14 protein-coding genes, 1 tRNA gene and 1 pseudogene are annotated in these 14,481 nt (G+C 49.1%); 10 read left to right on the top strand and 6 right to left on the bottom strand.

Annotated elements, in window-relative coordinates; genetic code table 11:
- Positions 1-85: 85 nt before the first annotated feature.
- The 5 genes from H6G50_RS13650 to H6G50_RS13670 form a co-directional block, all read right to left on the bottom strand.
- On the bottom strand, positions 86-2,239 hold the full coding sequence (locus H6G50_RS13650) for a GAF domain-containing protein (protein WP_190717125.1): 2,154 nt from the start codon (positions 2,237-2,239) through the stop codon (positions 86-88).
- 116 nt (positions 2,240-2,355) lie between these two features.
- Positions 2,356-2,440: transfer RNA gene (locus H6G50_RS13655), tRNA-Ser, on the bottom strand.
- Between the two features lie 28 nt (positions 2,441-2,468).
- On the bottom strand, positions 2,469-3,368 hold the full coding sequence (locus tag H6G50_RS13660) for a TIGR04168 family protein (RefSeq protein WP_190717127.1): 900 nt from the start codon (positions 3,366-3,368) through the stop codon (positions 2,469-2,471).
- A 169-nt stretch (positions 3,369-3,537) separates the two neighbouring features.
- Positions 3,538-4,104, bottom strand: coding sequence for a hypothetical protein (locus H6G50_RS13665; protein ID WP_190717128.1), 567 nt, complete (start codon positions 4,102-4,104; stop codon positions 3,538-3,540).
- Between the two features lie 195 nt (positions 4,105-4,299).
- Positions 4,300-5,088 (bottom strand): SDR family oxidoreductase, encoded by a 789-nt coding sequence (locus tag H6G50_RS13670; RefSeq protein ID WP_190717131.1) that lies wholly within the window; start codon positions 5,086-5,088, stop codon positions 4,300-4,302.
- A 268-nt stretch (positions 5,089-5,356) separates the two neighbouring features.
- Here H6G50_RS13670 and H6G50_RS13675 point away from each other — a divergent pair, with 268 nt between their 5' ends.
- From H6G50_RS13675 to H6G50_RS13700, 6 genes and pseudogenes are all read left to right on the top strand, one after another.
- Positions 5,357-6,985 (top strand): AarF/ABC1/UbiB kinase family protein, encoded by a 1,629-nt coding sequence (locus tag H6G50_RS13675; protein ID WP_190717133.1) that lies wholly within the window; start codon positions 5,357-5,359, stop codon positions 6,983-6,985.
- A gap of 272 nt (positions 6,986-7,257) precedes the next feature.
- Positions 7,258-7,629 carry a hypothetical protein gene (locus tag H6G50_RS13680; protein ID WP_190717135.1) on the top strand — a complete coding sequence of 124 codons (372 nt, stop codon included), beginning with the start codon at positions 7,258-7,260 and terminating at the stop codon, positions 7,627-7,629.
- Between the two features lie 94 nt (positions 7,630-7,723).
- A complete protein-coding gene (locus tag H6G50_RS13685) occupies positions 7,724-8,980 on the top strand; it encodes a DUF1517 domain-containing protein (RefSeq protein WP_190717136.1) in 1,257 nt (418 codons plus the stop codon).
- Positions 8,981-9,441: 461 nt separating this feature from the next.
- Entirely contained in the window at positions 9,442-10,035 is a 594-nt protein-coding gene (locus H6G50_RS13690) for a peroxiredoxin (RefSeq protein WP_199302926.1), read from the top strand.
- A 134-nt stretch (positions 10,036-10,169) separates the two neighbouring features.
- Entirely contained in the window at positions 10,170-10,712 is a 543-nt protein-coding gene (locus tag H6G50_RS13695; protein ID WP_190717138.1) for a redoxin domain-containing protein, read from the top strand.
- A gap of 128 nt (positions 10,713-10,840) precedes the next feature.
- Positions 10,841-12,297 (top strand): annotated as a pseudogene (locus H6G50_RS13700) (glycosyl hydrolase family 57).
- Positions 12,298-12,376: 79 nt separating this feature from the next.
- On the opposite strand, the gene ruvX reads toward H6G50_RS13700, so the two are convergent.
- A complete protein-coding gene (ruvX, locus tag H6G50_RS13705) occupies positions 12,377-12,826 on the bottom strand; it encodes a Holliday junction resolvase RuvX (protein WP_190717139.1) in 450 nt (149 codons plus the stop codon).
- Positions 12,827-12,965: 139 nt separating this feature from the next.
- Here ruvX and H6G50_RS24435 point away from each other — a divergent pair, with 139 nt between their 5' ends.
- The 4 genes from H6G50_RS24435 (at position 12,966) to rpsL (ending at position 14,467) form a co-directional block, all read left to right on the top strand.
- Positions 12,966-13,094 carry a hypothetical protein gene (locus H6G50_RS24435; protein WP_277882692.1) on the top strand — a complete coding sequence of 43 codons (129 nt, stop codon included), beginning with the start codon at positions 12,966-12,968 and terminating at the stop codon, positions 13,092-13,094.
- 8 nt (positions 13,095-13,102) lie between these two features.
- Positions 13,103-13,507 carry a cupin domain-containing protein gene (locus H6G50_RS13710; RefSeq protein ID WP_190717141.1) on the top strand — a complete coding sequence of 135 codons (405 nt, stop codon included), beginning with the start codon at positions 13,103-13,105 and terminating at the stop codon, positions 13,505-13,507.
- Between the two features lie 78 nt (positions 13,508-13,585).
- A complete protein-coding gene (locus tag H6G50_RS13715) occupies positions 13,586-13,924 on the top strand; it encodes an iron-sulfur cluster assembly accessory protein (protein WP_190717144.1) in 339 nt (112 codons plus the stop codon).
- 171 nt (positions 13,925-14,095) lie between these two features.
- Positions 14,096-14,467, top strand: coding sequence for a 30S ribosomal protein S12 (gene rpsL / locus H6G50_RS13720; RefSeq protein WP_190717146.1), 372 nt, complete (start codon positions 14,096-14,098; stop codon positions 14,465-14,467).
- Positions 14,468-14,481: the final 14 nt, after the last annotated feature.

Here is a 14,481-nt window from a genome sequence, read left to right on the forward strand (position 1 = left end):
GAATTTCTACCTCAAGTCTAACGTACCGAATCGTGACTCCGGAGCGAGACCGGCGTGCGCGGAAACTCGATCTGTACGGTTAATTCTATTCTTCTTTTACCCCGGAACTGTCTGCTGGCAGCACGGGAACGCGAGCGTATTTTAAGCCGGTAATTCCTTGCAGGGATTCGACGCTACCAGAATCAATTTTGCAGCCTATCGAGCCTTCCCGGACTAAATAGCGCAAATACTGATGGTATTCCGTCCACTCGTCGGGAGTTGAGTAAACGAGGGTTAACATTCCAGGACGCGCGATCGGCAGATTTTCTTTTGTATCTTTGGCGCGATCGATGTGCTTTTTGATGATTTCCGATCGCGTTTCCCGAAGTTTGGTACTGCTACCGGCTAAGTCGCGAATTTCCACCATTTTCTGGCTTTTCTCGTCATAAACCAGATCCAAAGTCGTATTTTGTACGAGAACGAGGTGAGAGACTTCTAAGGGAATATCGAGGCGATCGCGTATTTCCATCGCGGCTCGGGCGCAGTTGCAAATTGCGCGCAGGTGTTCGTAGCGCAAGCTGTGGAGGTGAAAGAGAGAAAATCGAGCCTGAATAGAAGCACCGATATAAAGTTGCGCAGAAATGCCGTTTTCTTGCTCTAAATGGCAGTAATGAGGCAAAATTTCTTGCATTTTGAGTTGATGTTGTTCCCAAGTCAGGCGCAAGCGCTCTTGAATCGCTTCGGCGCTGCGATCGTAGCGATCGCGTCCTTGCATGACGGAACGATGTTCGTTAGCGCAAGCTGCTTCGTAAGCTTCCAGGGCGCTTGCGGTTTGGGCGCTGCACTGACGAAAATAGTCGCAATAAACCTCGAAATGCTGTTTGAGATAATCGAGCGCGCCGATCTCATCTTCGGTTTTCATCTCCCGGGACAAGCGATCGGCATACAGTTGCAAGTCGATCGCGAGTTGTCCGATAAATCCGGCTTGAGGTTCTAGCATCGCGGCTTCTACAACCCCCAGCGCAAGGCTAAACTGCTTCAGGAGATCCGCTCGAATCGCTAAATCGCGATCGCGCTCGAAATCGCCCATCCGCAGGGCTGCATAAAGCGGATAAACATCGCTACAAATAATCGGTTCCGGGGATAGTCCGAAACTGCGGCGCTCGGCTTCCTGGAGAAAACGCCCCTCCAAGGCGGGATGAATCCGTGCAAAGGATTCTGGGGCGGTGCGGCGGAACGGCACTTTTAAGGCGGGAACGAGGCTTTGAGCGCGATCGGCATCGAGGCGATCGAAGCGATCGGCGCGATCGCTAACCACTGCAATACAACCCAACCAAAGACTTGACAAATCCTGTTCGTTGTGTATTGATTCCCGCCAGAGGGGAATAATGAGGAGGGAACGAACGCCCGCTTCCAGCAGTAATTCTTCGAGTTCTGTCGGGCAATCGCGCTCGAGGTTCGGCACGTTCCAAATGCGGTGAGATTCGGCGGCGCGGCGGAAGTGAGAACCTTCTAAAATATCTAACGGCAGCGTTTCATCTTCTTGTAACTCGCCCTGCCAATCGAAGAGAATACGCGCGCGATTGTCGCTGACACTGACAAGCAGGTGTCCGGAAGCGCGAAACAGCGATCGCAACTGTTCGCCCAGTTTAGCAAACGCCTGGGGTTCGACGAAGGAATTTTGCGCGATCGCCCACGCCATCAAGCGTTGAACTTGCTCGCGCGCTGTAATATCCAACCCTTCCCACAGCAATTGTCCCGTAACGCGGTAATTCGACCAGCGAATTTTTTCTTCCCAAAACTGCGATGAAATCGTTTCTTCGCTCAGCCATTGCGCGAAATCGATATCGACGAATTCATCGAGATCCGGATCGATGCGTTCGACTTTGAGATCCTGCGATCGCAACCAAAATTCCACATAACGCACCTGAGAACCACGCACCGCTACCACAATCGGTTCGTCGAGAAACTGCCAATCGCCCCCTTCTAGCTGGTAAATATCTCGCAGGATCGGGCGCAGCAAATGGCGGTGATAGAGTCGTTCTTGCATTGCTTCGTCAAAATCGACGAAGAGATCGCACAATCGCCTTCCCTCTACTGTTGGCGTTCCCATCACCTCGGTAAAAGCAGCGTTAGCTTCCCGAACGGCTAGCGTAGCGGAATCCAGTAGCGCGATCGCGAACTGACTGTGTTGTCCGACAGCACTCAACCAGTCCGCACGTCGGGAATAAGAATTAGCATTTGTAGAAGTGTCGAGCATGGGATTTCTGGAGGCGAGAGGGAGACTGCAATAGCACTATTCATATTGATACGTCTCTCAAACCCACCGTTCAGTATATTTTTATCAGTATATTTTTAGCTCGATCGCTATAAAAACGGAGAGGGTGGGATTTGAACCCACGGACTCTTTCGAGTCACTCGATTTCAAGTCGAGCGCAATCGACCACTCTGCCACCTCTCCAATAGCTCCTATCATAGCAAGTGTTGGTTTAATTTTCACAGGTGTAGAGGGTTTTGCGGGACGCAACCGCGCCGGTTTCATCCGCCCACACGAGATCGATGCGCTTAACTTCGCCTGCTTGCAGAGATACCAACGAAAAGTTGCGCCAAGTGCGATCGCTCGATTGTTCGGTGCGGGGAACGACGGCTGCATTGTAGTACACCGTTCCATCCGGCGGCGTACAAACTGCAACCCGCGATCGCTCTTTTGTGTGGCGCAAACTGTGGTGCATATGGCCGAAGGTCACTAACGGAATGCGCCGCCCCCCAGCGCGGACTTTCGAGATCGCATCAGCAAAATCCGGATCGCCGAAATCGCCCCCTTCCGGAAACCAATCTTTCCCGCAAATATCCTCGGCGCGATCGCCTAATCCGAACGGGCCATTATGACCCAGAAAAACGATCGTGTCGCAAGCTGCTTCTCGAGCGGCAGCAACAATTCTCTCCGTTGATTCCGTAAAACTACTGATACTGTAGCGCTCGCGATAAAACTTCTCATTCTTCCATTCCTGACCGCCCCAACTAAACGGGCGACTCCCCACCACCGACAGTCCCAACTCCGGAAAATCGCGATAGCTGAAGCCAACGTGAGCATCTCCTAATAAATCTAACTGCTGTTGGACGCGATCCTCTTTCTTGCGATTGTAGGGGGCGCGCTTGATTCCCCAAGGCGAGGCACTGTACCACGCATCATGATTTCCCGCGATCGCGGCAAACGGCACTGGAGTCGCCGCAACCTGCCGCACCACCTCCACCGACTCATTGCCAAAATCGCCCACAAACAGCGCGAGATCGACTCCTAAATGCTGTAGCGCCGCGCCATCTCCCTCATCCCATCGATCGTGAATATCGCCGATAACCGCGATCGTAATCTCTCCCTCTCGTGCCATACTTACTTCTCGACAAACGCTCTTTCCTAGGATATCGATTTTTCACGCAGGTCGTTTTCTCTCGGCGATCGCTTCAGGAGATTCGACCTCTACACGAGTTGGAGTTAACAGGATCCTTTCCAGTTGGGTCTAGCAATGAAGAATCCCCGCACTTCTAGGGCGGAGACTGTCAAGAATTCTGTTGCGACTTCGAGGGTAAATCTAGAAAGTCGCGAATTTCCTTGGCACAGCGCTTACACTCAAACCAACGCAGAGACAGTCCAAACATCGGATGCAAAAATAACAGACTGCCCCGAATTAACATCAGCTTGGATAAGAGCGACATATTCGAGAAGTCCTGTTTCCCTTGGGACAGTAGAATGATGACTCGATGGGGCTGGAAGAGAACTCGATCCATCACAATGACATCGGCAACTTTTTTCAAGGGATACTCCACGAGTTTTTTCCCCCATAAAGTGCGTTGCTCGAACCTTAATTTCCCCGTGATTTTATTCAGCCGTAGGGTTCTAATTCTTCCTTCCAGTGCGATCGCGCCGGTTAATAATCCTGCGAGGATGACGAGCAAAATGATACTCAGGATTGCGATCCGTGGATCGTCTTGATTGGGAGAACCTTTGAGCGCAAAAAAGCTGAGAAGCGCCAAAAACTTGAGCGTTAAGTAACTCAGCGCTAACCATGTTCCCCAAGGAACATAGCGCATCGTCAGAGTATTGGAGGTGCGTTGAACTAATTTCATTAGTCTACGGAGTTTGCTCTCGTTTGGCTTTGCGCAAATCGCAATGCTTATCCATCCAGACTATCTCAGAATTTTGCAACTATCCAACAGATGGATTAATTCCGAGCTAAGACGAAGAAAACCAAGCCAACTAGAGAACCAACGGAAAACCCCTCCAATTTGTAGATTGAGGAACCCGTCGAGCGATTAACGAGCCTAAGAGTGGGGACGAAATTGCTGCTCGATCGCGCGTACCACAGCCCAGCGCGGTAAAAAGCGAGAAATGTTCGCAACGAATTGATTGGACATTTCCCCCGGAACTAGCGTACAATCGCCGCGCTCCAGCGCTTCCAAGCTTTGACGCACCACGACTTCCGGCGAGAGCGATTGCTTGTTGGCTTCTTGGGCGTTTTTGAACGGATTAAAGCCTGCAACCTCAAAAAACTTCGTTTTCGTCGGCCCGGGACAAACCGCGAGGATTTTTACGCCCGTGTTGCGATTCTCTCCCCAGAGTGCCTCGCTAAAGTGGAGGACAAAAGCTTTACTGGCGCTGTAAATGGCGAGGTAAGGTATGGGTTGAAAGCCAGCGATCGAAGAAATATTGATAATTTGTCCGGAACCGCGCTGCTGCATCGGAGGAAGGAAATGATAAGTCAAATCCACCAACGCCAGAATGTTGAGTTGAATCATTTTTAGCTGCTTGTCGCGGGAGTTTTCAGTAAATGGTCCGTAATCGCCGAATCCAGCATTGTTGATTAAAGTGTCGATCGCAACGCCTGCTTCTGTCACCGCTGCCACGACTTCGGGAACCGCATCCGCTTGCGTCAAATCTTTAGCAATAACCTCAACTCTCACGCCGTGGCGATCGCGCAGTTCCCCTGCTAAGGCTTCCAGTGTATCGCGAGATCGCGCCACCAACACCAAATCCAGCTTGCGCTCGGCCAGCACCCGAGCGTAAGTCTCCCCAATCCCCGATGAAGCACCTGTAATTAACGCGGTAGCCATAAACTAATGATTTTTTACGATAACTTTTTCAAAAATTTTGGGAGTGCGAACCTCCTCCCTCGCGGTTCTCCTCGAAAACGAGTATCTTCGCTCGCTGTTCTTGTCCGTATTAATAGCGTACAATGATAATGAAGAATCATGTAGTTCTGTATACAACTGCTTAAAAAACGCTAAAAACAAAATGAGATCGAACTAGGTACTAGAACCTAGAGCGCTCGAAAGTTAGCCATTTCCTCCTGGAGTGGAGGGGAGAACAACCCGTAACAAAATGCAACAACCTAAAAAATACGACGCTGATTGGATCGCGCGATACTATCGTCGCCGCCCGTGGGAAGCGATCGCGCGAGTATTTAAAATTCTTTGGTTTCTGGGCGGATTCCTCTTGCGGATGGTGCTAGATGACTGGTTCCACCAAAGCGAGAAAAATAAACTCAAACGCGCTTCTGAGTTACGACATACCCTCACCCGTTTGGGGCCGACCTTTATTAAAGTCGGTCAAGCCCTCTCCACCCGACCGGACTTGGTTCGCAAAGATTATTTAGAAGAATTAATCAAACTTCAAGATAGACTGCCGCCTTTCGACACCGCGATCGCCTTTAACATTATCGAACGCGAACTCGGGCGATCGATTGAAGAACTATATCGGGAAATTTCCCCTCACCCCGTCGCCGCTGCCAGTCTCGGACAAGTCTATCGCGCCTTCCTGCATACCGGCGAAGAAGTCGCCGTTAAAGTGCAGCGCCCCAACTTACTCCCCGTCATCAGCCGAGATCTGTACTTAATGCGCTGGGCTGCCGGTTGGATGGCTCCTTGGTTGCCCCTAAACATGGGTCACGACCTCACCTTAATTGTCGATGAATTCGGTACAAAACTATTTGAAGAGATCGACTACCTCAACGAAGGGCGCAATGCCGAACGCTTTGCCGCCAACTTCCAAGACGATCCCACCGTTAAAGTTCCCGCCATTTATTGGCGCTACGCCAGTTCCCGCGTCCTGACGCTGGAATGGATTAACGGTTACAAACTCAACGACACCGAAAATATTCGCGCCCTCGGTTTCGACCCCAACGCCATTGTTGAAATTGGTGTCGTTTCCGGACTGCGACAACTGCTCGAATTTGGCTTTTTCCACGCCGATCCCCATCCCGGAAACCTGTTTGCCACCTTAGACGGACGCATGGCATTTATCGATTTCGGAATGATGGATCAGTTGGACGAACGAACCAAAGAAACCCTCGCCGCTTCGGTCGTTCATTTAATTAATAAAGACTACTACGCCCTCGCCGACGACTTTATAACGCTAGGCTTTTTAGCCCCCGGCACGGAAATCGAACCGATTATTCCTGCCCTCGAGAAAGTGTTAGGGAAAGCGATGGATGAAAGCGTCGGTAACTTCAACTTCAAAACCATCACCGATGAGTTTTCTGAGTTGATGTTCGATTATCCGTTCCGCGTACCGGCGAAGTTTTCTTTAATTATTCGCTCCCTCGTCACCCAAGAAGGTTTAGCCCTTTCTCTGGATCCAAACTTTAAGATTGTCGAAATCGCTTATCCCTACGTCGCGCAACGCCTATTAAAAGGCGAATCGCCCGCCATGCGCAGCCGCTTGTTGGAAGTGCTGTTTAAAGATGGTAAATTCCAATGGCAGCGCTTGGAAAATATGTTAGGGATTGCGCGATCGGGTGGCAACTTCGATCTGTTGCCCACTGCCCAACTCGGTTTACAATACCTTTTGTCTAAAGAAGGATTGTACCTTCGCAATCAACTCCTGTTAGCACTGACAGAAGGCGATCGCTTGCACACCGAAGAAGTTGGGCGTTTGTGGCATCTGGTTAAAGATGAGATTCAACCCGCTCGCTTATTTGACGTTGCTCTGAGCGCCTTAAGCAGCAAATAGTGCATAGTGAATAAGTAGGAGAGTGTAAAAAAAGTGCGATCGAATTCGTAGGGGCGGGTTTAGCTAAGACCCTTGCTATGATGTAAATTCATCAGTCAAAACCCGCCCTCTTCAAGTTAAGGTGATTTATGCCCGCCCTACTTAGTTAGTCGTGAATAGTAGAGGGTTAGGATAAAAGTGAATTGAAAACAATCGATTGACTTCCAACTCCTTACTAATAACTATCCACTATTAACGATTCATTATCAATTAACCATTATCAATTATCCACTGTGTACCCATTTCCCGAACCTCTCTTTGGTCTCTTAGGCGTTGGCTTATTCATCGGTATGACGTGCGGCGTAACCTTTGAAGCCGCCCTCAAACAAGGCCTATTAGAATGGCAAAAAGATCGCACCAGCAATCTTTTATCCAAAATGCAAGGAACCTCGGTCATCCTGCCATTTATCGGTATTATCATCGGGACTTGGCTATTTCTCGGCTCGGGTTTATCTATTTTTGGTTTGCCGAGTTGGTTGGCTGTCGGTGCGTCCTTTGTGCTGACTGTGTTTACGAGCTTTCTGATTTGGAAACAACTCGGGGAACTCCTGATTGAACTTCAACGCGGCGGTTCGCGCGCACTCGACCTCGACTTACCCGAATAGACGCAACTTTGAAGCTTTAGAACGAGATCCGAAAATTAGCCGATTGTTGGTGTAGAACAGCATTAGGAAGCTCAATTTTCGGGTCTCAGTTTATATGTTAAATAAAGTTAAAATTCGATACATTTTTGCCACTTTATGCTCTCTGGCGGTCTTGAATGCCGTAGATTTATCGTTTCCCGTCGATAACGCCAACTTCCAGCTACAAACCCAAGCCCAAGCCAAGAAAAGCGGGGGTACGAGCGGCGGTGGTTCTTTTCGCTCCTCCCCTTCGAGTTCGAGTCGCAGCAGTTCTTCTTCGAGTAAATCTTCTTCAAGTTCGAGTCGCAGCAGTTCCCCTTCACCAAAAAGAGATTCAAGTCCTTCTCGCTCCCGAAGCAATCAACGCGAGCGCACAGCACCTTCAACCTATCGCCCGCCGATAGTTGTTCCCAGAACCGTTACTCCTCAGCGCACTCAACCCTCTTCCACTTATCGCGCGCCGGTTTATGCTCCTTCTCAACCCCCTGTGTATGCGCCTCCTGCGAGTTCTACCTATTATCCTCCCTCTCGGGAATCAGTAGAGTATCGCACCTATAGCGTTCCGAGTTCCAATGGGGGGGACGTGCGGGGGACTCCGACGACGAGTAATGAGGTTTACATCAACGATACTTCAGGGCGCGATCGCATTATTATATTGTTCGCCCTACTCGGAATCAGTATTCCGCTCTTCCTACTGCTATATTTCCTGTTTAAGAAAATGGGAACAGGGAAGGGCAATGGTGCTGTTACGGCTATAGAAAAAGAACGCGATAACGACACTGTTACCCTGTCTAAACTTCAAGTTGCTCTGCTCGTTACCGATAGCACCATTCAAGAAGAACTGTCGCAGTTAAGCTTGAGTGTAGATACCGGCACGCCGGAAGGACGATGGGAATTGTTGCAAGAATCGCTGTTAATTTTGCAGCGCAATTCCGATGTTTGGACGTATGCAGTATCGAGTTCGGAATCGACGAATATTGATACCGCAGAAACGACCTTTCAACAGCGTTGTTTTGAGGAACGGAGTAAGTTCTCTCGAGAGACATTGAGTAATGTTGAGGGTGAAGTAAAAACTCGTCCGGTCGCAACGTTAGATGAAGAGATTGGGGCCTATGTTGTGGTAACACTACTGTTAGGTACGGCGGAGGATAAACCGTTATTTGGTGCGATTCGTTCGACGGATGAATTAAAAGATGCGATCGCGAAATTAGCGGCGATGCGATCGGACTATTTAATGACCTTCTACCTATTCTGGACTCCTCAACAAGCGGGTCAAGGATTATCGGACGAAGAAATGATAACGGAGTATACGAATTTATATCGCCTTGCGTAGCCTTGTGTAGGGTGCGTTAGCGAAGCGTAACGCACCGAATAAATGAGTAGGGTGCGGAGATATTTTGTAGGATGGGCAGCGCCCACCAGCCAAGACTTTCAGCATTTAGAAACGTAAATTCACAAGCCAGGAGCGCTATATAGCAACGGCAATTGAGGTTGCGGCAAATAAAATCAATAAAGCAAGTAAAAAGACACGACTCTAGCAATTGGCAGTTCGAGTTGCACGAGGGCGTTGTGAATTTGGGGGGACTGACACCGGAGGCAACCGCGATCGCGCGAAGTCGAGGAAAACGTCGCTACCCCGCGCCACACTCCACCCTAGATGCTAGATTAGAGTATAGTTGTAACAGTTCTTAACTAAAAGTTCGGTCTTAAACAAGAACGCACGTACTGACCGTGCGACGTTCTCCTCGTCCGAACGCAATTAACATCAAACCTATTTAAGGAGACTCGATTCTGATGGAAGGATTTTTGCGCGTTGGGCAAGCAGCCCCCGATTTTACCGCTACTGCGGTTAGCGACCAAGAATTCAAAACCCTCAAGCTTTCGGACTATCGCGGCAAATACGTCATTTTATTCTTCTATCCCCTCGACTTTACCTTCGTTTGCCCGACAGAAATTATCGCATTTAGCGATCGCACCGAAGAGTTCGACAGCCTCAATACCAAAATCCTCGGCGTATCGGTAGACAGCGAATTTTCTCACCTCGCTTGGATTCAAACCGACCGCAAACAAGGCGGAATTGGCGATATTGATTATCCCCTCGTCTCCGACATCAAAAAAGAAATTAGCACCGCTTACAACGTCTTAGATCCAGAGGCGGGTGTTGCCCTGCGCGGACTCTTCATTATCGACAAAGAAGGCATCGTTCAACACGCCACCATCAACAACCTCTCCTTCGGACGCAGCGTAGATGAAACCTTGCGTACTCTCAAGGCAATCCAATACGTTCAGTCTCACCCCGATGAAGTCTGCCCTGCGGGTTGGCAAGAAGGCGACAAGACGATGGTTCCCGATCCTAAAAAATCAAAAGTCTATTTCGCTGCGGTCTAAAGCGTTAACTCGGAGAAATTTGGCGATCGGATCGGAAACTTCAAAACTGTAGAATGCTCCAATTTTGAAAGCTTTCGGAACCTTCAAACTACTGCCAAATTTCTCGACCTCCCTCAAATTTATTCGTCCCGATTATGCTGACTTCGCTCGACTTTCGCGGCTTATTCAACGCTCGCTTTGCCCGTAACTTCTTTCCCATTCCTGCAACAAGTTCGCTCGCGATCGGACAAAATGCCCCAGATTTGTTGTTACCGGATATCACCAATCAAAGCACCGTTCGCCTCTCCGATTATCGAGGTAAACAGCCCATTGTTTTAGCCTTTACTCGCATCTTCACCGAAAAGCAATATTGTCCCCTCTGCTATCCCCACATTATCGAACTGAACGATAATTACGAGCGATTTTCGGAACTCGGCGTAGAAGTCCTCATGATAACCAGTACTGATACGCCCCAAAGTCGCCAAGTCGTTCGAGATTTAGGCTTAAAAATGCCCCTCTTAAGCAATCCAAGTTGCGATGTTTTTCGGACTTATCAAGTCGGACAAGCATTAGGCGCGCCTTTGCCCGCCCAATTTATTTTAGATCGCCAAGGAAAACTGCGCTACAAACATCTTTTTTCCTTCCTTGCCCCCAACGCACCCGTTGAAACCTTAATAACACTCTGTCAGAATCTATAGCATTTCTCGCTCTCAATTGGTGGAGGGAACTCCCCCTTAATAAGAGTTATTGAGGACGAGCGAATCGGTTCGATGTCATATTAAATTAGGATCGGCTAACTTCGTTAATCGTACCTAAGAGGCCCTCCATGCTCGCCGAAACCGCTCAAATCTCTTTACCTCCTCTTACCGCCTCCACAGCAGAAATCCCTGCAATTCGCGATCGCAACTTGCCCGTTTTTCTACCCCAAAGTAACCTCAACCTCGACAGGATTCAAGCGGGGTTCGCCTGTGCCTTACATATGCACCAACCCACCATTCCGACGGGACATAATGGCGAACTCATTTGCAACTTGCAATATATGTTCGAGCATCAAGGCGAAGGCGACAATCACAACGCTGGAGTATTTGCTTGGTGCTACAGTCGCATGGGCGATTTTATCCCCGAATTAGTCGCTAATGGTTGCAACCCTCGCATCATGCTGGACTACTCCGGAAACTTATTGTGGGGATTGCAGCAAATGGGGCGCAACGATATTCTCGATAATCTCAAAAAATTGACGTGCGACAGTGCTTATCAACCCTACGTTGAATGGTTGGGAACGATGTGGAGTCATGCTGTTGTTCCTTCCACTCCCATTCCCGATTTAAAGTTACACATTCAAGCATGGCAGCATCATTTTGCGTCAATTTTTGGCAAAAAGCATTAGAACGGGTGAAAGGATTCTCGCCGCCAGAAATGCACCTGCCCAACCATCCCGATACCCTCTACCAATATATTAAAGCACTGAAAGATTGCGGCTATCGCTGGTTATTAGTCCAAGAACATTCCGTCGAACGTCCCGATGGTTCTGGGCTGTGGCACGACGACAAATATATTCCTAATCGTTTAATCGCGCGTAACAGCAACGGCGAAATAATTAGCATCACAGCGTTAATTAAAACCCAAGGTTCTGATACAAAATTGGTCGCTCAAATGCAGCCTTACCACGAAGCGAAAAGCAGAGGACGGCAGAAAATTGGCGATATTGAAGTACCTTGTTGCGTGACTCAAATTGCTGATGGCGAGAATGGCGGCGTGATGATGAACGAATTTCCTCGCGATTTTTCGCCCGTGTGGTACGACATAAAAAATAATGGCAATATTGTTGGTTTTAACGGAACCGAATATTTAGAATTGCTTGAAGCAGCCGGTGTTAATCCTGAAGATTATCCAGTTTGTCAAGCCGTGGGACAGCACAAAATATGGGAGCGCATCGATGCCGATAGTGCTACGCCGGAAACTGTCGAAAAAACAATTCAAGATTTAAAAGCCAGCGATTTTCAGTTTCATATGGATGGCGCATCTTGGACAAACGATTTAAGTTGGGTCAGGGGTTATGAAAATGTCCTCGAACCGATGAATCAATTGAGCGCGATGTTTCACGCGAAATACGATCGCTTGGTACAAGAAAATTCTGCTGTTATCGAGACGCGGGAGTATCGGGAGGCATTACTTTATCTACTGCTGTTAGAAACCAGTTGTTTCCGTTATTGGGGACAGGGAACCTGGACTGAATACGCGCGAGAGCTATATCGTCGCGGCGAAGCAATTTTGAAGAGATAAACTTTGTCTCGATAATTGTAGAGACGTTGGATACAACGTCTCTACAAATGGGGTGGACAGTCTTTGGCGCGCAAGTCAATCAAATGTCCGCCTTTGCCCGTTCTAGAGATCGCCGCCGTTCGTCGAGCCATTGTTGTAAAATAATGGCGGCTGCAATTCGGTCTACCGTTGCTTTTTGGCGCGACGGAGAAAGATTTTGAGCAATCATCCGCTCTTCTGCTTCCACCGAAGTTAAGCGCTCGTCGATGTATTCCACCGGCAATTGCAACGCCGCCCCCACTTTCTGGGCAAATTTTTGGATTTGTCGCGCTTGCTTGCTTAACTCTCCTGTCGTGGTATAGGGCAAACCGACGAGTAATTGTGTTGCTTGTCGTTCTTTGACCAAGTGTTGCAACTGTTCTATATCTCGCACGAAAGAGGTTCGTTTTATCGTCGTCAATCCTGTCGCAAATAAGCCCAAACCATCGCACCCCGCTACGCCGATTCGCTTGGTTCCTACATCGAGTGCTAAAACAGATATTCTTTCCATTCGTCTCGGTTGTTAAGTATTTATACTCGCCGATCGAGGTTTTTGAATGTTACCGCGATCGCGCTTTTAAAGCTAGCGTGAAGAAGAGTCAACCCCGATAAAGACTTGATAAAGCAATAGCTTGCTTCGGAATTTACGGATGACAGAGGCTCGGGCTGATTTGTTATTGTTGAACTCAGGCGGGCAAATTACCGGTCAGGAAGTCAAGAAGCCAGTTCGGGTTGAAGATGCCAGTTACGATCTAGCAAAAGTTATTTTTTTGGAGTGACAGACATTATGGTTCAGTTAATCGAAGAAACACAAGCAGTAACTTTTTCCCTTCCGGCATCCAGTTCCTCGATTTTATCCGATACTCGCCCTTGGGGTCGCTACACCGTCCTTGAAGAAGGCAAAGGCTACAAAATCAAGCGCATCGAAGTCAAGCCGGGACATCGCCTCAGCCTGCAAATGCACCATCACCGCAGCGAACACTGGATTGTCGTCTCCGGTACGGCGAAAGTGAGTTGTGGCGACAAAGAAGAAATTTTGACTCAAAACCAATCGACTTACGTCCCTCAGTGTACGTCGCACCGCCTCGAAAATCCCGGCGTAATCGATCTGATCTTAATTGAAGTCCAAAACGGCGAATACTTGGGTGAAGATGACATCATTCGTTTCCAAGATGACTACTCGCGCGGTTAAACTAAAGGAACGCTCGGTTCTGGCTCCAGAGAGCGTCCGAACTGAGAACTCGCCCTAGGGACGTTCCCCCGCCAACTCATGGTTAATCTAACTCAAGCTGCCGCCCGAGAAGTTCGACGCTTGCAAGCGAGCAACGCTAAACCCGACACTTGCCTTCGCCTTGCAGTTAAAAGCGGCGGCTGTGCGGGTTTATATTATGTTTTGGAGTTGACTTCCGAGCCGGAAGCGAGCGATCGCTGTTACGTCAGCCAAGGAATTGCTGTCGCCGTCGAGGAACAAAGTCACGACTATCTCCACGGACTGAAACTCGACTACTCCGAAGACTTGATGGGAGGCGGATTTCGCTTCCAAAATCCCAACGTTCTCTCCCCTTGCAGTTGCGGTTATTCCTTTTCAGCCGAATTAGCCTCGATCTGAGGTGGGCGTTATGTTAGTCTGCTTTCTCTACGGGTAAAGATTGACAGAGATTCCCCTCCTCCGTTAAAATGATAAACCTGTGTGTCGCCGTTCGCCCGGGGACAGACTGAGGACGGCAATAGTGCAGTCCCGCATTCAACAGTCGCAATCCATCGGTTGAAACCGTAACTCATGCCAACGATTCAGCAACTTATTCGGACAGAACGCTCTGAAGTTAAAAAGAAAACTAAATCGCCCGCCCTCAAAGAATGTCCCCAACGTCGGGGCGTTTGTACGAGAGTGTACACCACCACCCCGAAAAAGCCCAACTCTGCCCTGCGTAAAGTGGCTCGGGTGCGTTTGAACTCCGGCTTTGAAGTCACTGCTTATATTCCGGGGATCGGTCACAACCTGCAAGAACACTCCGTCGTTTTGATTCGAGGCGGTCGGGTGAAAGATTTACCCGGCGTTCGCTATCACATCATTCGCGGTACGCTCGACGCAACGGGTGTTAAAGACCGCCGTCAAGGACGCTCCAAGTACGGTACGAAACGTCCGAAATAATCGGGGTTCCGTCC

Origin of the sequence: Oscillatoria sp. FACHB-1406 (assembly GCF_014698145.1) — a bacterium.
In the GTDB taxonomy this organism is placed as follows: domain Bacteria; phylum Cyanobacteriota; class Cyanobacteriia; order Cyanobacteriales; family Spirulinaceae; genus FACHB-1406.

Coding starts and splice junctions, on each gene's coding strand:
- H6G50_RS13665 (WP_190717128.1), bottom strand. CDS start 4,104: ATGAAATTAGTTCAACGCACCTCCAATACTCTGACGATGCGCTATGTT.
- H6G50_RS13710 (WP_190717141.1), top strand. CDS start 13,103: ATGGTTCAGTTAATCGAAGAAACACAAGCAGTAACTTTTTCCCTTCCG.
- rpsL (WP_190717146.1), top strand. CDS start 14,096: ATGCCAACGATTCAGCAACTTATTCGGACAGAACGCTCTGAAGTTAAA.
- H6G50_RS24435 (WP_277882692.1), top strand. CDS start 12,966: ATGACAGAGGCTCGGGCTGATTTGTTATTGTTGAACTCAGGCGGGCAA.
- H6G50_RS13670 (WP_190717131.1), bottom strand. CDS start 5,088: ATGGCTACCGCGTTAATTACAGGTGCTTCATCGGGGATTGGGGAGACT.
- H6G50_RS13690 (WP_199302926.1), top strand. CDS start 9,442: ATGGAAGGATTTTTGCGCGTTGGGCAAGCAGCCCCCGATTTTACCGCT.
- ruvX (WP_190717139.1), bottom strand. CDS start 12,826: ATGGAAAGAATATCTGTTTTAGCACTCGATGTAGGAACCAAGCGAATC.
- H6G50_RS13650 (WP_190717125.1), bottom strand. CDS start 2,239: ATGCTCGACACTTCTACAAATGCTAATTCTTATTCCCGACGTGCGGAC.
- H6G50_RS13695 (WP_190717138.1), top strand. CDS start 10,170: ATGCTGACTTCGCTCGACTTTCGCGGCTTATTCAACGCTCGCTTTGCC.
- H6G50_RS13715 (WP_190717144.1), top strand. CDS start 13,586: ATGGTTAATCTAACTCAAGCTGCCGCCCGAGAAGTTCGACGCTTGCAA.
- H6G50_RS13675 (WP_190717133.1), top strand. CDS start 5,357: ATGCAACAACCTAAAAAATACGACGCTGATTGGATCGCGCGATACTAT.
- H6G50_RS13685 (WP_190717136.1), top strand. CDS start 7,724: ATGTTAAATAAAGTTAAAATTCGATACATTTTTGCCACTTTATGCTCT.
- H6G50_RS13660 (WP_190717127.1), bottom strand. CDS start 3,368: ATGGCACGAGAGGGAGAGATTACGATCGCGGTTATCGGCGATATTCAC.